15 protein-coding genes are annotated in these 19,705 nt (G+C 60.0%); 14 read left to right on the top strand and 1 reads right to left on the bottom strand.

What is annotated here, in order from left to right; translation table 11 throughout:
• Positions 1–42: 42 nt before the first annotated feature.
• Positions 43–1,767 (bottom strand): LTA synthase family protein, encoded by a 1,725-nt coding sequence (locus U1872_RS19545; protein ID WP_332794595.1) that lies wholly within the window; start codon positions 1,765–1,767, stop codon positions 43–45.
• A gap of 93 nt (positions 1,768–1,860) precedes the next feature.
• Between U1872_RS19545 and U1872_RS19540 the strand changes: the two genes are divergently transcribed.
• From U1872_RS19540 to U1872_RS19475, 14 genes are all read left to right on the top strand, one after another.
• Positions 1,861–3,123 (top strand): capsule polysaccharide biogenesis protein, encoded by a 1,263-nt coding sequence (locus tag U1872_RS19540; RefSeq protein WP_443025419.1) that lies wholly within the window; start codon positions 1,861–1,863, stop codon positions 3,121–3,123.
• 223 nt (positions 3,124–3,346) lie between these two features.
• Positions 3,347–4,381, top strand: a complete 1,035-nt coding sequence (gene gmd / locus U1872_RS19535) for a GDP-mannose 4,6-dehydratase (protein WP_332794593.1) — start codon at positions 3,347–3,349, stop codon at positions 4,379–4,381.
• Positions 4,382–4,475: 94 nt separating this feature from the next.
• Positions 4,476–5,375 (top strand): NAD-dependent epimerase/dehydratase family protein, encoded by a 900-nt coding sequence (locus tag U1872_RS19530; RefSeq protein WP_332794592.1) that lies wholly within the window; start codon positions 4,476–4,478, stop codon positions 5,373–5,375.
• A gap of 2 nt (positions 5,376–5,377) precedes the next feature.
• The gene (locus tag U1872_RS19525) at positions 5,378–6,484 is read left to right on the top strand and encodes a glycosyltransferase family 4 protein (RefSeq protein ID WP_332794591.1); all 1,107 of its coding nucleotides are present in this window, start codon (positions 5,378–5,380) and stop codon (positions 6,482–6,484) included.
• Positions 6,485–6,640: 156 nt separating this feature from the next.
• On the top strand, positions 6,641–7,693 hold the full coding sequence (locus U1872_RS19520; RefSeq protein WP_332794590.1) for a polysaccharide biosynthesis/export family protein: 1,053 nt from the start codon (positions 6,641–6,643) through the stop codon (positions 7,691–7,693).
• 178 nt (positions 7,694–7,871) lie between these two features.
• A complete protein-coding gene (locus U1872_RS19515; RefSeq protein ID WP_332794589.1) occupies positions 7,872–8,981 on the top strand; it encodes a KpsE/RkpR family capsule polysaccharide export protein in 1,110 nt (369 codons plus the stop codon).
• 4 nt (positions 8,982–8,985) lie between these two features.
• Positions 8,986–9,786, top strand: coding sequence for an ABC transporter permease (locus U1872_RS19510; RefSeq protein WP_332794588.1), 801 nt, complete (start codon positions 8,986–8,988; stop codon positions 9,784–9,786).
• Entirely contained in the window at positions 9,783–10,442 is a 660-nt protein-coding gene (locus tag U1872_RS19505; protein ID WP_332794587.1) for an ABC transporter ATP-binding protein, read from the top strand. The genes U1872_RS19510 and U1872_RS19505 overlap by 4 nt, the downstream gene beginning before the upstream one ends.
• A gap of 70 nt (positions 10,443–10,512) precedes the next feature.
• Positions 10,513–11,730 (top strand): glycosyltransferase family 4 protein, encoded by a 1,218-nt coding sequence (locus tag U1872_RS19500; protein WP_332794586.1) that lies wholly within the window; start codon positions 10,513–10,515, stop codon positions 11,728–11,730.
• 196 nt (positions 11,731–11,926) lie between these two features.
• Positions 11,927–12,931: a right-handed parallel beta-helix repeat-containing protein gene (locus U1872_RS19495; protein WP_332794585.1), complete on the top strand. Its 1,005-nt coding sequence runs from the start codon at positions 11,927–11,929 to the stop codon at positions 12,929–12,931.
• A gap of 768 nt (positions 12,932–13,699) precedes the next feature.
• Positions 13,700–14,281, top strand: a complete 582-nt coding sequence (locus U1872_RS19490) for a DUF4214 domain-containing protein (RefSeq protein ID WP_332794584.1) — start codon at positions 13,700–13,702, stop codon at positions 14,279–14,281.
• Positions 14,282–14,303: 22 nt separating this feature from the next.
• Positions 14,304–17,579: a glycosyltransferase gene (locus tag U1872_RS19485; RefSeq protein WP_332794583.1), complete on the top strand. Its 3,276-nt coding sequence runs from the start codon at positions 14,304–14,306 to the stop codon at positions 17,577–17,579.
• Positions 17,580–17,707: 128 nt separating this feature from the next.
• Positions 17,708–18,574 (top strand): WcbI family polysaccharide biosynthesis putative acetyltransferase, encoded by an 867-nt coding sequence (locus tag U1872_RS19480; protein WP_332794582.1) that lies wholly within the window; start codon positions 17,708–17,710, stop codon positions 18,572–18,574.
• Positions 18,571–19,644, top strand: coding sequence for a GSCFA domain-containing protein (locus tag U1872_RS19475; RefSeq protein WP_332794581.1), 1,074 nt, complete (start codon positions 18,571–18,573; stop codon positions 19,642–19,644). Before U1872_RS19480 ends, U1872_RS19475 begins: the two co-directional genes overlap by 4 nt.
• Positions 19,645–19,705 lie beyond the last annotated feature (61 nt).

Below are 19,705 nucleotides of genomic sequence, written 5' to 3'. Positions count from 1 at the left end.
CGCACGCCGGGCCGGCGTCGCCGCACGCGGCCAGGGCCTGCGCTAGATGTCCGATGCTGTGGCGGCATCCGGCCATACGCAGCCGAGCATCGCATGATGCAGTTCGGCCGGCGACAGATCGACGCGGCCCTTGCCGGGGATCGCGTTGCCGGCCCCGTCGAAGCGCAGCATCACATACGGCGTGTGTCGTGCGCCGCCCGGTTCGATGATGCCGGGAATGCTCGGCCGGTGATCGCCGAAGAAGATGAGCAAGGCGGGTCGCGCGTCAAGCGCCACGCGCTCGCACAGCGCGCTCAGCATCGCGTCGCTGCTTTGCAAATGACGCAAATAGGCGTCGAGACCGATCGCTGCCCCAGGCTCGCGATTCTTGTCCCAAGGCCCGTGATTCTCCATCGTCACCGCATAGAAGAATGCCGGGCCGGATGTTTCATCGACCAGAGCGGAGAGCGTGGCGCCAAGCGCCCGGTCGTTGACATAGCGTCCGCCATCGTCCGGTACCGGCGCGAAATCGTCCGCGCCGATCAGCCGATCGAACCCGATCGCCGGCATCAGGCGATCGCGGCCGTAGAATCGCAGGTCGTGCGGATGGACGAAGCTGCATCGATAGCCGGCGTGCTGGAGCTGCGCCGATACAGCGTAGGTCGTCTCGCTATGCGCAGTCAAAAACGGATCGTAGCGTCGGAAACCCAATGCCTCCTCGGTGCGACCGAACAGCACGCCATATTCGGTCCGCATCGTGTAGGCGCCGAAACCACTCACCTCGAGCTGGCCATATTGCCACGCGGCCGCGCGGGCGGCGTCCAACCCAGGAAGTGCGCGCGCCGGATCGCCCGTCAGCGCGACGGGATCGGCGAATGATTCGCACTGAACGGCAATGATCAGCTGCGGCGGCTCGGCGCCCGCGTGCGCTGCGCCGGGTGGCGGCTGGCGGGGCGAAAGGCGCACGGGGGGCGCCGTCTCGCGCCACCGCTGCCAGTATAGCAGCAGCGTTGCGATCAGGCCGTAGCGCAGCAAATCCTCCTCAAGCGCAGGGCGTTGCGCCAATCCCGCGAAAGCCTTGCCTCGCATCAGCAGGAGCACGCCACTCCCAGCCCCGAGCAGGAGCAGCAGGCCGAACAGGTGCGGCGCAGGGGCCGGCGTGAACAACGCCACCAGCGTCAGCGCGGCAACGGTCGCCGCGACCGCCGCCAGCCAGCGTTGCTGCAGCGGGATCGCGGTAAAATAGAATCGCGGATGGCGCACCACGGCGAGCAGCAGCGCCAGATCCGAGAAGATCAGCGGCTCGCCGAGCATCGGAAATTTCGCGTTGGAAGCGACCACGAGCAGGGCCAGCAGCGCGAAAGCCAACAATGCCGACACGGGCGCGTTGCCCGATCCGGCGAGCGCGAGCCCGAAGACCGCGGTCATCGTCAACAGGTGGAGCACCAGCCCAGGCAGTCGGCGGTAGCGCGCGGGATGCGGCCGGACACCCGCGTCAAGCAGCACCGACGCGACCAGCATGATGATAAAGGAAATCACATCTTCCGCCACAAATGCGCGCCTCGCAATTGGCGCGTCGCCAGTCTCGAATCGAACCTTGCCTGCCGAAATGCTGGAAGGAGAAGCGGTTGCCCCTATAGCGTCGGCGGCGCTGGCTGTCACGATCGGGGGCGGGCATTCGCCTTGGAATAGTCGGAACCACGCCCTATGAGCGCAACCTTGGTGAATATGGTTCGCGGGGCAGGACCATGATTGGGTAACGATAAGGACGAGCAGATGCCCGAACATTTGGCTGACAGGCCAGTCCTCATGCCGCAGGTAGCGGCGCCGGGCGCGCCGCCAGCCCTCGAACAGCGCAACATTCTGCTACTCCAGGGGCTGATGGGGCCGCTGTTCCGCAAGGTCGGCCAGGCGCTCCGGCGCGATGGCTATTGCGTGCACAAGGTGAATTTCAACGGCGGCGACCGGTTTTTCTGGCGTCTGCCGAACGGCATCGACTATCGTGGGACTCCGGCGCAATGGCCGGACGCGCTGAAGCGGATCATCGCCGATCGGGGAATTACCGACGTCGTCCTGTTCGGCGATTGTCGGCCGATGCATATCGCCGCGATCTCCATCTGCCGCGACCTGCACATCCCCGTCCATGTGTTCGAGGAGGGATACATCCGGCCTGACTGGGTGACGCTCGAACTGGGCGGAGTGAACGGCCATTCGACGCTGCCCCGCGATGGGGCTTGGTACCGCGCCGAGGCGGCGACGTTGCCGCCGGTCCCCGAAAATCATCCGCTTCCCGCGTCGTTTCGACGCCGTGCGACCGAAGGCGTACTCTACAATTTCGCCGACGTGTTGACCCGGTGGCACTATCCATTCTGGGAAAATCACCGTCCGTGGCACCCGATCGTCGAAGGGATCGGCTGGATGCGCAAATTGATGCGACGCAAGGAAGCGCGCGCCCGCGCGGACGCGACGATTGCCGCGCTGGCGGAGCAAGCGGCGCCGTACGTGGTCTTTCCGCTTCAGCTCGATTCGGATGCGCAAATCCGGTTCCATTCGTCGTTCGCCGGCATTGCTGACGCACTGCTGATGGTGATCTCGTCGTTTGCGCGGCACGCGCCAAAGACCATGCGTCTGGTCGTCAAGGAGCATCCGCTCGACAACGGCGTGCGGGACTGGCGCAACGAAACCGCGATCGTGGCCGCGTTGCACGGCGTTTCCGAGCGTGTCGACTATCTCGAAATGGGCGATATCGTCCCGCTCGCGCAACGGTCCGCTGGGATGGTGACGATCAACAGCACGAGCGGAACGCTGGCGGTGGCACTCGACGTGCCGGTCATCGCATTGGGTCAGGCCGTGTACGATATCGAGGGCATAACCTTCCAGGGCCGCCTCGATGACTTCTGGTGCGCTCCGGTAAAGCCCGATCCCGAGACGTTCGCGGCGTTTCGGCGTGTCCTGATCGATCGATGCCTCGTGCCGGGCGGTTTCTTCTCGGACGAAGCGCTCGACAAGGTGATCATGGGCGTGGTCGCACGGCTCGAGGCGGCCAGTCCGCTCAAGGTGGCGGCTACTGCCGCTAAGCCACCGGTCTTGCCCGCTAAAGAAGGCGCGACGCCGAAAGCGATCGGGCCGGACCCCTCGCGGTAACGAAGCACGCCGGCGGCAGGGCGCATACGGCGGGGTCGCATCCTGCCGGAGCCCAAATTTGCACTGTACCCCCACAAAAACCCTGCTAATGGCCGACGGGCACTTGTGAGCAACGAAGAGGCATCCAGCTGCGTGCCGGCACGCTCTTTATCGCGGCGCGTATTGTCTGGGGGGCGTGCGTCCCAGACCTGCTCTGAAGCAATCACCATTTGAGAGGCGATTAATGAAAACTGTTGTGATAACAGGGATTTCGGGCCAGGACGGCGCGTATCTCGCGCAGTTGCTGCTCGCCAAGAACTATCGGGTTTACGGTACGTATCGTCGCACGAGCTCGGTCAATTTCTGGCGCATCGAAGAACTTGGCATTCTCAACGATCCGAATCTGCATCTCGTCGAGCACGACCTGACCGATCTCTCCTCGTCGATCCGCCTCCTGCAGACGTCCGAGGCGACCGAGGTCTATAACCTCGCGGCGCAGAGCTTCGTCGGGGTGTCGTTCGACCAGCCCGCGACGACCGCGGAGATCACCGGCATCGGCGCGCTCAACATGCTCGAGGCGATTCGCTGCGTGAACCCGAAGATCCGCTTCTACCAGGCGAGCACGTCGGAGATGTTCGGCAAGGTGCAGGCCGTGCCGCAGAAGGAAGATACGCCCTTCTGGCCGCGCAGCCCGTACGGCGTCGCCAAGCTCTATGCCCACTGGATCACGATCAACTATCGCGAGAGCTACGGCATTTTCGGCAGCAGCGGCATCCTGTTCAACCATGAGAGCCCGCTGCGCGGTCGCGAGTTCGTCACGCGCAAGATCACCGACACCGTCGCCAAGATCAAGCTCGGCAAGGCCGAGGTGCTCGAGCTCGGCAACATGGACGCCAAGCGCGACTGGGGCTTCGCCAAGGAATATGTCGAAGGCATGTATGCGATGCTGCAGGCCGACGAGCCCGATACGTTCGTGCTCGCGACCAATCGCACCGAGACCGTCCGTGATTTCGTGCGGATGGCGTTCAAGGCGGCGGACATCGATCTCGAGTTCCGTGGTGCCGACGATCACGAGACGGCAGTTGATGTCGCGACCGGCAAGGAACTCGTCCGCGTCAATCCGCGCTTCCATCGTCCGGCCGAAGTCGATCTGCTGATCGGTGATGCGAGCAAGGCCGAGCGGGTTCTCGGCTGGAAGCCCAAGACGACGCTCGAAGAACTCTGCCGCCTGATGGTGGCGGCGGATCTGCGTCGCAATCAGCAAGGCGTGTCCTTTTGAGCATGGAGCAGGCGACTGGTCGCGCTGCCTTCGTGCTGCGGCCGACCCGTTTGGCGGCACCATCTGAGGGGCTCGACGTCCGGGGCCTGCGTCTGTGACCAGAACGCTCGTTACCGGCGTCAATGGCTTCACCGGGCGCTACATGGCGAAGCGCCTGAGTGACGCCGGACACGAGGTCCATGGCCTGGCCCGGGAGGCCGCGCGGGTAGGGCAGGACGCGATCGGCGTCCTGCATTCCGGCGATTTGCTCGATCAGGACGGTATATCGGCGCTCATCGCCGAGGTCCGTCCCGACTATATCGTGCATCTCGCTGGGATAGCGTTCGTTGCGCACGGCGACCTGGGCGAGATGTACCGAACCAACATCTTGGGCACGCGAGCGCTCCTCGAGGCCAGCGCGACCGCTTCGACTCCGCCACGCGCGGTACTCGTAGCGAGCAGCGCCAACGTGTACGGCAATGCCAGCGCGGGTACGCTGACCGAGGCCACGCCGATCCGGCCAGCCAACGACTATGCCATCACAAAGGCTGCGGTCGAGAATCTGGCGGCTATCTATGCGTCGCGCCTGCCGGTGATCGTCGCACGACCGTTCAATTATACCGGTGTCGGACAGAGCGACGCGTTCCTGATCCCGAAGATCGTCAGCTACATCAAGCAGAAGGCGCCGGTGATCGAGCTTGGCAACCTCGACGTGGCGCGCGACTTTTCGGACGTTCGTGCGGTCGTGGACGCCTATCTGCGGTTGATCGAGGCGCCGGAAGCCGTCGGCGGGACTTTCAACGTCTGCTCGGGCGAGGCAGCATCGCTGCGCGAAGTCGTTGCGCTGGCATGCCGGATTGCCGGGCACGAGATTGACGTGCGCGTAAACCCCGCGTTCGTCCGCGCCAATGAGGTAAAGCTGCTACAGGGATCGCGCGCGGCGCTCGAGCGCGTCATCGGCCCCTTGGCGATGCCGCCACTCGAAGACACCCTGCGATGGATGATCGAGTCATAGGCATGCGCGTCGGGATTACGGTCGATTCGCTCTCCACGAATCTCACGGGAATTGGCCGCTATACCTGGGAGCTGTGCCAAGGCTTGGCCCAGAACCGCGCGATCGACGACCTTTCCTATTTCCTCGTCGACCATTGGCGTTCCGATCCCGCCGCCCTGCTGACCGGGCAGACGCGGCGGCGGTCGCGCTTGCCCAAGGCAATTCGGCGCTGGCGGACACGGGCCGGCTTCGACCGGCGTTTGATCCACGGGACGAATTACTTCCTGCCGCGCCAGGCCGAGACGGGTGTCGTTACCGTTCACGATCTGTCGATCTACCTCCATCCCGAAACGCATCCGATCGAACGGATCCGTGATTTCGAGAAGCAGTTCGCGAGCTCGCTCGACCGGGCGCTCCACGTCATCACCGATTCCGAGGCGACCCGCCGTGACCTGATCTCGCATCTGTCTTACCCCGCCGAAAAGGTCACCACGGTGCACCTCGGCGTGTCGGACCGTTTTCGGCCCGAGGAACGGGCGACGCTCGCGCCGCGCCTGTCCCGGCTCCTCGGCGGGCCGATCGGCGACTATATTCTGTCGGTTGCGACGTTCGAGCCGCGCAAGCGGATCGAAGCGGCGATCGTCGCCCATGCACGCTTTTGTGACCGGACGGGGCGGGATGTCCCGCTGGTCCTGGTTGGAGCAAAGGGCTGGGGGAATGCCAGCCTACACGCGTTGATCGAGGGCGAGCAGCGCAAGGGGCGGCTGATCATGCTCGGCTTCGTGCCGGAGGAAGAACTGCCCACGCTCTATGCGGGCGCGCGGCTCTTCCTGTACCCGTCGGTCTATGAAGGTTTCGGGCTTCCGCCGATCGAGGCGATGGCGTGCGGCGTTCCGACGATCGTATCGGATCGCTCCTGCCTCCCCGAAGTTACCCGCGGCGCGGCGATGATGATCGATCCCGACGATATCGATGCCCTCAGCCTGGCGATCGAACGGGGTTTGGATGATGACATCTGGCGCAAGGGCGCTATATGGGCCGGCCTGAACGTCGCGGCCCACTATAGCTGGAGCCGATGTATTGAGAAAACGGTCGATATCTACCGTGCATGCAGCGACAGGGTCGGTTAAAGGAACGTGATGACGACTTCTCGGCTGGGCCAGTTTTCCGGTATGTTCGGCAGAGCAGCGGCAGCGTGTGCCGTTGTACTCCCCTTGTCGGCATGTGCGATCATGTCGGCGGCTGGGCCGTCATCCCGCGCGGTAAACCGCGCCGACGGCGCTGTGATGACCAACAACGCGTCGATCAAGATCATCGATGTTTCGGACGCGGTGGCGCGTCGGGTCATTGCCAGCCAGCACGACCGGCTCTTTTCGGAATCGCTGGGTGACGGCTATGCCGCCGGGTCCATTATCGGACGCGGCGACGTGCTGGACATCGCAATCTGGGAGGCGCCTCCCGCGGCGCTCTTCGGCGCTGCCGGGGGGGATGCACGCCTCGTCTCGTCCAGCTCGACGGCGCGCGGCACGACGCTGCCCGAACAGATGGTCAGCAGCGACGGGCGTATCAACATTCCCTTCGTCGGGTCCGTCGTGGCAGCGGGACGAACCGCCTCGCAGATTGAACGCGAGATTGCCAATCGGCTCTCCGGCAAGGCGCATTTGCCGCAGGTCATCGTTCGCATGGTGCGTAATGCCAGTTCGAACGTCACGGTCGTCGGCGATGTGACCTCGAGCGCGCGGGTCCCGGTGACCGCGAAGGGCGAGCGGTTGCTCGACGTCCTGGCGGCCGTCGGAGGGGTACGCCAGCCGATCGGCAAGATGACGATCCAGATCACCCGCGGGCAGCGCATCGCATCGATGCCGCTTGCCTCGGTCATCCGCGACCCACGTCAGAATATCCGGCTGCAGCCCGACGATGTCGTCACCGCCTTGTTCCAGCCTTTCAGCTTCACGGCGCTGGGCGCCACCGGGCGCAACGAAGAGCTGGCGTTCGAGGGGACGGGGGTCACGCTCATCCAGGCGCTGGGTCGCGTTTCCGGCATTCAGGACCAGCGTGCCGACGTGAAGGGCGTGTTCCTGTTCCGGTTCGAGGATCCGGCGACGCTCGATCCGGCCTTGCGGGAAGGGGCGCAGCTGACCCCCGACGGCAAGGTCGCGGTGATCTATCGTGTCAATCTCAAGGATCCCGCGACCTTCTTCGTCGCGCAGAGCTTTCCGATTCGCGACAAGGACGTGCTCTACGTGTCGAACGCGCCGTTGGCCGATATCCAGAAATTCGTCAGCGTCATTTCGTCGACGGTGTTTCCGATCGCAACGCTTTCCACCGCAGTCCCCTGATCTCGTTGATGTCTCTCCTGGGCTAGGATATCTGCCAAGCCTATCATGCGTGCCCGATGACACCCTTTGGCGCGGGCGATCCAGGGGGGCGGGGGCTTTGCAGTTGCAAAACTGGCGCCTCGTGCGCAATTGACTATAAAACCGATCGTATCTCGATCGACACGGAATGCTGAACACTATGCAAAACACGATGTTTGAGCGAATTGCAAAAATCGATCGGGTTTTGCTATTTAGCGTAGTAATTCCTACGATTATTTCGATTTTTTACTTCTTTTTCCTCGCATCCGATGTTTACATTTCGGAGTCCAGGTTCGTTGTGCGGAGTCCGGACAAGCCCGCAACTTCTGGATTGGGCGTGCTTCTGAAGTCGACCGGGTTCACCAATGGCGGGGATGAGGTCTACGCGGCGGAAAGCTTCATTCAGTCGCGCGATGCGCTGGTCGCTCTCAACAAGGGTGACGCTTTCCGGAAGGCCTATGGCGATTCGCATATCTCCTTCATCGATCGCTTCAACGGCAACGGGTTCAACAATAGCTTCGAGGCCCTGTACCGATTTTACAAGGGCAAGGTCGCGATCGACCATGAAAGCGCCGCATCGATCACGACGCTGACGGTTCGCGCTTTTTCCGCGCAGGAAGCCTACCGCGTCAATTCGCAGCTCCTCGGGATGGCCGAAACGACCGTCAACCATTTGAACGAGCGCGGCCGGCAGGACCTGATCCACTTCGCTTCGGTGGAAGTCGACGAAGCCAAGGACAAGGCCCGCGCAGCCGCGCTTGCGCTTTCGGCGTTTCGCAACCGCGAAGGTGTCGTCGATCCCGAGAAGCAGGCGACCGCACAGCTGCAGATGGTTTCCAAACTCCAGGACGAGATCATCGCGGCGCGTTCGGAACTGCTCCAGCTCCGCTCCTATACGCCGCAAAATCCGCAGATCGAAGTGCTCGCGACGCGACTGCAGGGTCTCGAGCGCGAGATGCAGAATCAGGTGTCGATGGTCGCGGGCGGTCGCAAGTCGCTGTCGTCGACCGCGGCACAGTATCAGCGCCTGGCCCTCGAGAGCCAGTTCTCGGACAAGCAATTGGCGGCGGCGATGGCCTCGCTGCAGGATGCGTCGAACGAGGCGCGGCGCAAGCAAGCCTATCTCGAACGGATCGTCGAGCCGAGCCTGCCGGACGAAGCGCTTGAGCCGCGCCGGATCCGGGGAGTCCTGTCGACGCTGCTGCTCGGCTTGGTCGCGTGGGGAATCATGACCATGCTGCTTGCCGGTGTCCAAGAGCATAAGAATTAAGACGATGGCTACGAGCAGTTCCCTGCAGACTTTGTCATCGTCGTTCGCGATACAAAGGCGGGTCGTGTGGGCGTTGCTCCTGCGCGAGATGCTGACGCGCTATGGGCGGCATAACATCGGCTTCTTGTGGCTCTTCGTCGAACCGATGTTGTTCACGCTGGGTGTTACGGCATTGTGGACCTTGACCAAGTCGGTTCACGGCGTTGGTCTGCCGATTATCGCCTTCGCGCTGACCGGCTATTCGAGCGTGCTGTTGTGGCGCAACATGCCGGCGCGATCGATCGGAGCGATAAAGCCTAACCTTTCGCTGATGTATCACCGGCAGGTGAAGGTCATGGACGTGCTATTCGCGCGTCTGCTGCTCGAGGCGGCCGGCGCCACGATTTCCTTCGTGGTCCTGTCTGTTATCTTCATATCGGTCGGCTGGCTCAATCCGCCCGAGGATGTGCTTCAGGTGATCGGCGGTTGGGTCGTGCTCGCGTGGTTCGGCATGGCCAGCGCCTTGCTCCTGACCGCCTGGGCCGAGCAGTCCGAATTGGTCGAGAAGCTCTGGCATCCGGCTTCCTATCTGCTTTTCCCGCTTTCCGGGGCAGCTTTCCTGGTCGATATTCTGCCTGTCGAGGCGCAGAAGATCGTTCTCTATCTGCCGATGGTGAACTGTACCGAATATATTCGAGACGGGTTTTTCGGAACCAAGTTCCACGCGCATTATGACATGGCCTATGCGATGATCGTCTGTGCGGTCTTCACTCTGCTTGCGCTTGCCCAGTTGCGAAAAGTCAGCCGCGAAGTGATCCCGGAATGATCGCGCTCACGAACGTCGACAAATTCTATCATACGCGGCGGGGGCCGCGGCAGATCCTGAATGACGTCAACCTGTCGATCGCGCCGGGGGAACGGATTGGGATCCTTGGTAGGAACGGCGCCGGCAAGTCGACATTGATCCGGATCATCAGCGGTGCCGAACAGCCTTCGTCCGGGGTCGTCACGCGGGAGATGAGTGCGTCTTGGCCGCTCGCCTATACCGGCGCGTTCCAGTCTGCCCTTACCGGTATCGACAATATCCGGTTCATCTGCCGGATCTACGGTGTCGAAGTCGAGGAGCGCATCGCGTTCATCCAGCAGTTCTCCGATCTCGGGGACTATCTTTTCGAGCCGATCAATACCTATTCCGCGGGTATGCGTGCTCGTCTGGCTTTTGCCGTTTCGATGAGCATCGAATTCGATTGTTTCCTAATCGACGAGGTGATCTCGGTTGGCGATTCGCGTTTCCACGAAAAATGCCGGATTGAGCTGTTTGAGAAGCGGGCCGATCGGGCGCTCGTGATTGTCTCCCACGATGCAAATTACATCATGCAGCATTGTACCAGGGCTGCGGTCCTTGTTCGGGGGCAGCTGCACAATTTTGAAAATACCGCCGAAGCCTTCGAATTCTATACCGACTCCCTGCACGCGGTCTGAGCGGACGCGCGCACGCGTGGAGAGGAACGTCGCGACACGAGCGGAACGTAGCCCAAAAGGCACAGCGAGCATGTTTTGGCGGTTAGTTCAGTTGCTGTTGCCAATCCTCTCGCCCAGCTGGTTGGAGCGCCATCGGGTGAGGCGCGCACGGGCGAGCAAGGCGGTCGAGCCCCTTAAGGTCGACGGAATTCCACGGCTCCTGGTCGACGTCACGATGATCGCGCGCAATGACGTCCATACGGGGATCCAGCGGGTCGTTCGCTCGGTCATGCGTCAAATGACGCTCGAACCGCGCGGCTGGATCATAACACCGGTCCGCTATACGGCGGGACGCTATCGCCATACCGCATGGCCGCTCGTGGATACGGAAGAAGGCCTGGCGATGTCACCACGCAGCGGTGACGTGTTCTTGGGGCTGGATCTGTCGTTCGACGCGATCCGCCGCCAGCGCGGTCCTTTCATGCGCTATCGCCGCGCCGGCATGCGTTTCTGGTTCGTCGTGTATGACTTATTGCCAATCCAGGCGCCGCGATATTTCTCGGCAAAGGTCGCCGTGCGGTTTCGCTGGTGGCTGACAGCAACGGCAATGCTCGCCGATGGTTATCTGTGCATTTCCCCACACGTGGCGGAGGAGGTCGGGAGCATGTTGTCCCGTCGGTACCGGGTTCGAGACGGCGTCGCGGTATGCGTCCTTCCGATGGGCATCGACCTTCTGTCCGACACGGCGCGTGTCGCGACTGGCGCGGTGCCGTTGCAGGAGGTCGATACGTTCGTCCTGGCCGTTGGCACAATCGAACCTCGCAAGGGGTATGATGTGCTGATCGATGCGTTTGAACGCCTCTGGGAAAACGGCTCTGACCTCACGCTGGTTATCGTCGGAGGCGCCGGCTGGAAAACCGATACGCTGCAACGGCGGATCCGGCAAAATAAGGAATATGGCGCCCGGCTTCGCTGGCTGACCACGGTGGACGATCAGGCGTTGCTGGACCTTTACGATCGTGCCCGTGCGCTGGTGGCGACGTCTTACGGGGAAGGGTTCGGCCTTCCTGTGCTGGAAGCTCTTGCACGCTCGTGCCCGGTGCTGGCGCGCGACATACCCGCCTTCCGTGTCCATGCTTCTTTGGGAGTGCGGCTATTTGCAGCGAACGCGAATGGCGATGAAATCGCCCGGGCGATCTCCGCTATTGTGCAAGACAGCGAAAATATCTGGCGGCTGGGAACGCCCACCGCGCTTCCAACTTGGCGCGACACGTCAGAGGCTTTGCAGCGCTCAATCCCGCGGGAATGAGCGATTGATCGCCCAGTTCTGGTGTGTGGGTCGCGCTCGCCGTCGCGCTCGCCTTCGCCGGGCGTCGCGTCCAATCGGCGTTGTCAGCCCGCACGAGGGACGGAAGTGCGGCTGGCCAAGCCAGATGCCCGCTGTCAGTGCTGTGCAGAGCAGCATACAAAACCAGTGGGTCGGGACCATACGGAGAGGAAATGCCATGTTCCGAATTTTCGGATTGACCATGATAGCGGGTCTGACGCTGACTACGGGCTGCTACGCCACTCCTGCCAATCCCGCGACCGACGGAGTGGTGAGCAATGGCGCCGATCCGTCGGGTATTGCCGATTCCTCTCGTGCCTTCAACGACGCCCTTAGCAAATCCCCATCGATTTACGTGCCGTGCGGAACGTATCGTCTGAATTTGAAAATCGTCTCGAAGACCAATGTCTCGTTGCGTGGGGCGGGATCCTGCACGATCTTCAAGCCAGTCAATCCGAAAGTGCCAGTCCTGTCGATCGAGCGGACGAACTTTTCGGAATTCAGGAGTTTTTCTGTCATAGGCGCGCGCGATAGCGGTTCGAGCGGCATCGTAATAACGTCGTCGGGCAACGCGATATTTTCAAATATCTTAATTACCGGCTTCAGCGTCGCTGGGTTCAAGTGCACGGGCGGGACGGGATCGAGTGGCGTCAAAGTCACGGAAAGCTATGTTTTGGAGAATGGCGAAGCGGGCATCTGGTATGACGATTGCCAAGACTTTTTTATCAGAGAGAATAATATCGGGAAAAATAAGGGTATCGGCCTGCTTTTGAATAAATCCAGCGCCGGTCAGATAGAGAGTAATTTTATATGGGAGAATGGCGTCGCGATCTCGGCCTCAGCCATCTTCTACGATTGGTTCTCGAGAAATCGCCTTACGCAAAGCGCGAGGGAAGCATTTATCTGCGATGACTGCGGATACATCAATATCTCAAACAATCAAAGCTATCAAAACTCGTCATCCGAGAAAGGAAAGTTCGAGGATTGGAAGTTTCGCTATGCCCGCAACGTGATAATATCAGAAAACATGTTGTATGACTGGACTGGTACCCCGCACGTGAGCCACGGTATTACCGTCGATCAAAAGTCCTCAAAAATATTGCTGTCGAATAACATTTTCGAGAACCAGTCGGCATCGCCTGTCCGTATTGAGCCCGGTGCCAAGGACATATCACAAAGATAGCGCAAGCAACGCGAAAAGTGACCTCCGCCACGTGCTAGTGGCGACCTTCGGAGCCCAGCTTTCGTTGTCATCCTTGCCATTCGTGTCGCGCCGCATCGCTTCCGGCGACAAATCGGGTTTGTGAATGGCAGACAGTCGGCCTGCAGGCAGCGCGTGGCGGTCCCGTCCCGACGCCTATTTTGGGGATCAATCCGGCTGATTGCGCAAAGCAATCGTCCTGCCGCAGCGTTTGGAACGTGCACGGTGCTCCCTGAATCCGAGAAAGCACATGGTTTGGTGACGATTTTTTCAGTTCATGATCGTTCTTTTTGATCGAGATCAAAGTGGTCGCCTAATTGCGTCCAAGCAGGTCCGAAATCGGGCTAAGCGAACGCGGGTAAGCCTTGCCGGAATTGGCAGTGTTGCGTTAAGGGCGATCTACATCGTGGCAATCTTACGACGCGGCCCTTGTTGATTTTGGCGAATCGTCGTTGCCCTGATCGCGTGTCAGGCGCGTCGGTAAGCGAGGGTTCACGTGCCGAGGCTTCTGGAGGAAGAGCGAGTGAAAAGTGTGCTCGGATTGAGGGGCGGCGGTCGGAGCTTGGCGCTTATAGGGTTCTCTAGCTAGCGCGTCTGAGCGGACGGCGGTGACCATGCTCAAGGTCATGTCCCTTCGCGGATCGCCTCTTCGTGCGCACTTTCAGACACGACTTTGACGCAGGCTTGGCGCAGTTACAATGCACGGATGTGCGGCATGGCCCGGTGTGGCGGACGGGGAAATTGGTAAAAATGAACGATATCAATCACGTAAATCAATTGTTGATGCTAAATGGCGCCTCTTTCGTAGAGCAAGCGTATCGGCAGTTCCTGAAGAGATCGCCCGATCGCGGCGGTCGTGAGCATTTTCTTGCCCGATTGCGGAACGGCGACAGCAAGGAAATGATCGTTCACGCGATCGCAAGTTCGCCCGAAGCCCGCACGATGCGGTCGACGCTGGATGGCATGAGCGAATTCAATGAGCGTTTCGAGCGGAGCAAGAAGGCTGCGAAATCCTCCCCCGGCGCTGAGCAAATCGGCCGTTCGCTAAACCGGATGGAATTCGGTTTCGGGCAATCGCAAGACAAGATCCTCGAGCGTCTCGGGGCCATCGAGGCTACACTCGAAGACCTGCAGCGTGCTGCGGTCAACACCATCATTGTCGCATCATCCGGGCCCGCAACGGCGACATCCGATAGGCCGGAAGCCAAGGTTTCGATCAAGCGTGGGGTCGCTCTGGCCGACTTCAAAGCGCCTGCGGATTTCATTCTGGATCTTCAGGGCAAGATCCGCAACTCCGCTGAAGCCAGCGCCTTTGCATCCAGCGCGCAATAAATCCGAAAAAGGTAAGATCTCAATGCTGCTATCCACAGGTTTTTCGGGCCGAATCATCCAGTTGACTGATGCGCTCGATCGGTTTGACGCTGTGTCGAACCAGGTTGTGGCGCTCGACCGTATCCTCAAAGATGGCGGCTTCGATAGCCTTATTACAGCGCGATTTGCGCACCCCGACCGCGAGCATATGCGTGTTTCACGCGATCTTGTGTCGATCAGCGATAAGGACGTTCTTATCGTTCATTACTATGGTTATAGTGACGGCCTTGAAGCGTGGCTGGCAGACCAATATTGCACAAAAGTTATAATATATCATAATATAACCCCGCATACATTTTTCGATGTTTCAAATAGCGCTCATGAATTTTGCGAAAAAGGGCGTTCGCAGCTCGAAAGTATCCTGCCGAGTTTCCATTATTACTGGGGAGATAGCCAGTATAATATCGACGAACTCGTCACACTTGGTGCCGAACCGGCCAAAACCGCGGTCATTCCGATTGTCGTCGATCCCTTCACGGTCGATGTCGGCTCGATCGTCCGGCGCTCGGGTCAGTGGGTGTTTGTGGGTCGTGTCGCGCCAAACAAGGGCATTGTCGAGCTTGTCAATATGTTTGCCGATGTCCACCGCAATGCCCCGGATGCGGCGCAGAAGCTGGTCATCGTCGGATCCTATGATCCCACCGATCACTATGGCAAGATGGTCGCCGCTGCCGTTGAGCGTAGCGGCCTCGGCGCAAGGATTCAGATCACTGGCAAGATTACCGACGAAGAGCGCAATGAAGTACTGTTGTCGTCGAGCATCTATATTTCGCTGAGCGAACACGAAGGGTTCGGTGTTCCGCTCGTGGAGGCGTGCTATTTCGACCTGCCGACGGTGGCGTTGGATCATGCGGCAGCGGCCGAGACGTTGGGCGGTCACGGTATATCTCATGGCATCCAAGCTGCTAAGGCTCAGGTCTTGCTCCTCAGCGAGGACGTGGTCGCGCAGCAGCGCTTGCTTGCCATGCAGAAAGATAATGCGCGCCGCTTCTTGTCGGGCGCCGTCGGTTCCGCGTTGGCGCAGGCGCTCGGTAAAGTCCTGCCGAAAAAGAACCAGTTTCAGACGGTCTCGGTGGTCATTTGCACATATAACCGGTGCGATCATCTCGAGCGGTGTCTTGAGTATCTGACCTATCAGGCTCGAGAGGACTTCGAAGTCATCGTCGTCAACGGTCCTTCGACCGATCGAACCAACGCTGTTCTCGATCAATATAAAGATCGCATCAAGCTTGCCACCAATCCCGAACGGAACCTTTCGAAGTCGCGTAATATCGGTATAGACTTGGCGGCGGGTGATATCGTCGCCTTCATCGATGATGACGCGCTGCCATTCGATGACTGGGTCGACCAGATCCTCGCTGCCTATAATGAGCGGCCGCTGACAATCGCGGGTCTTGGCGGGCCCGCATATTATGCAGGCACCTTCTGGTTCCAGGCAGAGGACAATGGAATCGATGCCGATTGCCAAGTGAAAGTTAATATCAGTAGCAGCGAGATCGGCAAGGATGGTTGGTGTCGCTACAATACCGGGACCAATGCAACCTTTACACGTAGGCATCTACTCGAGGTTAGCGGTTTCGACGAGCAATACGACTACTTCCTTGATGAAGCCGAGCTGTGCTTCCGGATCCAAAAAAATAACTTCTTGATGGCTTACGTTCCCGAGATTTATGTCAGGCATGAGTTTGCGCAGAGCCATAATCGCGACGGCAAGTTCAAGTATAACTGGTTCACGATCTGCAAGAATACCGCATATTTCATCGCGGTGCATAGCGGTCGCTCCGGCCGTGATTTGCGAGATTTCATCGACCGCCGGATGCAGGACGAGCGCATCAAGCCGCTCAACGATGCGGTCTTGGAAGGAAAGCTGGAGTCTGCGGAGCGGGATCGTCATGTCGATGCGATCCTGAAGGGCGTAGAGCAGGGGCTTATCGATGCTCGGTCCGCGCCGCGGACGAGAGATATTGCAGACCGGCCTGGCACGTTCCTGCCGTATGAGGTTCGTCGTGATCGGTGCGCCGTTGGACGTGACATAAAGCCGCTTCACATTTGCATTGTCTCGCGGGAGGCGCCGCCGTTCGCGGGATCCGGCGGTGTCGGGACGCTCTATTATCACCTTGCGAGCGAGCTGTTGCTGATGGGGCATCACGTGTCGTTGCTGGTGCCCAGCGGTGAAGACTATGTCCACAGGCAGGGACGTTTGTCGGTCTATTTCACGACACCACTAGCGTTCCAGTTGCCAGAGATGGACAGCGGGTTCGGTGGGAATGTCGAGTGGTCGTTGACTGCGCTCGCCAAGCTGGCGTTGATTCAGAAAGAGCGGCCGGTCGATGTCGTGGATGGGGCGCTCTGGGACACCGAGACACTGAGTTTCGCGCTGCTCGATCCCGCCAGCCGCCCGCCATTGGTGGTGCGTCTGGTGACTCCGTACGCCGTCTCTGCGGATCACAACCGGTGGAACCCCTCGGCGGATCAGCTTGCCTTGTTCATGGAGGCCGAAAGGTCGCTCATTCGCAACGCCGATGCGGTCATTCCGATCAGCCATATGATCGAGGACACGCTGATCAGCAAATATGGCCTTGAGCGCGACGGTCGCTGGTCGGTCGGACACTGTGGTATTGCGCATTGGCCCGCTTTTGACGTGAACGAGGGCTATGGAGAATTTCCAGAGCTCGCAATGCTCGACCAGGATCTGTTGCCTGACAGCAAGCTGGTGGTCTTTGTTGGGCGGCTCGAACGCCGCAAGGGGATCGACCTGATCTATCAAGCCGCTCGCCAGATTCTGGAGGCCGATCCGAAGGCGATACTGGTCCTTGCCGGTCGCGACCCGGAAGGGTGGGGTGACCGCTTTCGGCAAGACCTCGACGGCCCGCTCGCGAGGAGGTTTGTTGCGCTCGGCGAAGTCTCCAATGCGATCCGCGAGAAGTTGCTTGCGCATGCCTATTGTGTGCTGTTCCCGTCGCGCTACGAATCGTTCGGGCTTGTGCCGTTGGAGGCGTTCGTGCACGGTACGCCTGTCATCGCAAGCCGGTCGGGCGCTATTCCCGAAGTGGTGATCGACGGCAAATCCGGGATTCTGTTTGAGGTTGATCAGGCGGATGGCCTTGCCGACGCAACTGTCAGGCTTTTGCACGATGAGGGGTTGCGCGCCGAAATGGCGTCTCATGCGCGGCAGCGCGTAAAGGTCTTGAGTGCCCGGAACAGTGCGCTGCATTCGATCGACGTCTATTCGCGTTTGTTGGATCGCAGGCGTCCCTAGGTCGCCAAGTGGGGATTTCAGGACCGGATCGCTCGGCGGTTCGGTCCGGGGTGTGTTGGTGGAGTGGTGTCTTGGCTCCCGCCTTCTGATCCTTTCACGTTGCTAAGAATAATGGATAGGGGCGTAATGTGAGCCGTAACATAGTGGTAACGAGCAACTGCCAAACGGGTGGCTTGGCAGCCGCGCTGCAGGTCATTTTCCCGCGTGATTCGATCCGTCCGATGCCGATCAACCTCTTCGACCGAGGCGGCGAATTCGAAAGCAACATGAATGTGGTCCGCGGTGCAGATATCTGGGTGACCTCGGCGGCGCCCGAACTGCTCGAGTTCGGTCCCGACGGTCCGCAGGTTGTCCGTACGCCGACGATCAATTTCGAGGCGTTTCATCCCGATATTGGCTACGTTCTGCCGGCCGCTCAAAAAGCACCGATCGAGCCGCATTACAATTCACTGATCGCGGTATGGGCCTATGTAAATGGCCTGGACGTGAAAGACGCTGCGAAGCTTTTCAACCACAACGCATTTCGCGACCTGGGCTATTTGTCGGCATGGGAGCATCAAGCAGAGCAACTGCAAAGTGATTTCGTCGCCGCTGGCGTCGATTTTTCGCGCTTCTTCCTGTTCGCAAAGCGACAGGGTGCCTTCATGTATTCGGTCAATCATCCGACCGCTGACGTTCTGGTCTTTCTCGCGAAGCAATTATCGCTCAAGATGGGCGAAAGCGAAGCGATTTTCGATCGAGACATAAAAATTCCCGATGGGTTGGCCAGCCTTATATGGCCGATATATCCGGACATCGCGCAATATTACAGCCTGCAAGGATCCTATTGCTGGAAGCTGTCGGATGGGCACTATCTGACCGATCTGCCTTCGTATCTCGAATGGGCGTACGGCAACATGGAACAACACCGCTTGGAAAAGAATTTGATTGTGTTGCGGCGCCCGATCGCTGAGCTTGATCAGGTTTTGTTCAACAATTTTAAGATGGCAGCATGACAAATCCTTACCGTGGTCTCGAAGACTATCGCTTTTGGTCGAAGGCAATGTCGGCCCCGCAGCCCGGTCGCGTGGATCCTGTAACGCGTGGCGGCGAAATCGCCGCGACGGATAAGGTCGCGACGATGGGGAGCTGTTTTGCGCAGCACATCGCGCGCCGCATCAGCGATTCCGGCTTGAATTATTTCGTGCCCGAAGCCGCCCCTGCCGACATGGCGCCCGATGTTGCCGCGTCTTTGAATTTCGGCGTGTTTTCGGCGCGCTACGGCAACATCTACACGGTTCGCCAAGCTCGTCAGTTGTTTGATCGTGCGTTCGGCACGTTCACGCCGCAAGACGATGTGTGGACAGCGCGCGGGGATGCAGGCGGCTATGTCGACGCGTTTCGTCCCCAGATCCAGTCGACACCCTTCTCGAGCGTCGAGGAGGTCCGTGTCGCCGCGACCGAGCATCTTGCCCACGTGCGACGGATCTTTCTCGAAAGCGATTGGCTGGTTTTCACGCTCGGGTTGACCGAAGGCTGGGAGTCGAAGGTAGACGGCGCCGTCTATCCCTTGGCGCCGGGTGTGGGGGGCGGCGCGTTTGACACCGAAAAATATGCCTTCCATAACTTTACGGCGGCGGAGGTGACGCAAGATCTCAAGGAATTTATCGAACGTGTGCATTCGGTAAACCCCAAGTTGAAGATCATTCTGACGGTTTCGCCCGTTCCGCTCATCGCTACCTACGAACAGCGCCACGTTTGGGTATCAACCACCTTCAGCAAGGCGGCGCTTCGCGTGGCGGCTGATGAGGCTGAGCGTTGCTATGATTTCGTGCGTTACTTCCCGTCATACGAAGTGATCACTTCACCCGCTGCTGGCGGACGATATTATGCCGACGATCTCCGCGAGGTCAGGCCTGTTGGGGTGCAGCATGTCATGCGGCTCTTCAGCGAGCACTTCTTCCCGAAGAGCGAAGATCTGCCGCCGCCAGAGGCGAGCGGCTCGCGGGTCGACCTATTGTCCAGCCGGGATATCGTTTGCGACGAAGAGGCGATCGAACAGTCGCTGAAAGCGAGCGGTTTTTAGGCAGGAAGCGATCCTGTGTAACCGTGTCCTGCCGTTTCCCTTGCGAACCCGAGGTCGCAAG

It is taken from the genome of Parasphingomonas frigoris (assembly GCF_036663815.1).
Taxonomy (GTDB): domain Bacteria; phylum Pseudomonadota; class Alphaproteobacteria; order Sphingomonadales; family Sphingomonadaceae; genus Sphingomonas.
The sequence above is the reverse complement of the archived record's forward strand: the minus strand, read 5'-3'. Positions and strand labels throughout refer to the sequence as shown.

Bases quoted from the DNA above. Each gene is read 5' to 3' on its own strand.
- U1872_RS19545 (WP_332794595.1), bottom strand. From the start codon at position 1,767: ATGTTCGGGCATCTGCTCGTCCTTATCGTTACCCAATCATGGTCCTGC.
- U1872_RS19540 (WP_443025419.1), top strand. From the start codon at position 1,861: ATGGGGCCGCTGTTCCGCAAGGTCGGCCAGGCGCTCCGGCGCGATGGC.
- gmd (WP_332794593.1), top strand. From the start codon at position 3,347: ATGAAAACTGTTGTGATAACAGGGATTTCGGGCCAGGACGGCGCGTAT.
- U1872_RS19525 (WP_332794591.1), top strand. From the start codon at position 5,378: ATGCGCGTCGGGATTACGGTCGATTCGCTCTCCACGAATCTCACGGGA.
- U1872_RS19520 (WP_332794590.1), top strand. From the start codon at position 6,641: ATGACCAACAACGCGTCGATCAAGATCATCGATGTTTCGGACGCGGTG.
- U1872_RS19515 (WP_332794589.1), top strand. From the start codon at position 7,872: ATGCAAAACACGATGTTTGAGCGAATTGCAAAAATCGATCGGGTTTTG.
- U1872_RS19510 (WP_332794588.1), top strand. From the start codon at position 8,986: ATGGCTACGAGCAGTTCCCTGCAGACTTTGTCATCGTCGTTCGCGATA.
- U1872_RS19505 (WP_332794587.1), top strand. From the start codon at position 9,783: ATGATCGCGCTCACGAACGTCGACAAATTCTATCATACGCGGCGGGGG.
- U1872_RS19500 (WP_332794586.1), top strand. From the start codon at position 10,513: ATGTTTTGGCGGTTAGTTCAGTTGCTGTTGCCAATCCTCTCGCCCAGC.
- U1872_RS19495 (WP_332794585.1), top strand. From the start codon at position 11,927: ATGTTCCGAATTTTCGGATTGACCATGATAGCGGGTCTGACGCTGACT.
- U1872_RS19490 (WP_332794584.1), top strand. From the start codon at position 13,700: ATGAACGATATCAATCACGTAAATCAATTGTTGATGCTAAATGGCGCC.
- U1872_RS19485 (WP_332794583.1), top strand. From the start codon at position 14,304: ATGCTGCTATCCACAGGTTTTTCGGGCCGAATCATCCAGTTGACTGAT.
- U1872_RS19475 (WP_332794581.1), top strand. From the start codon at position 18,571: ATGACAAATCCTTACCGTGGTCTCGAAGACTATCGCTTTTGGTCGAAG.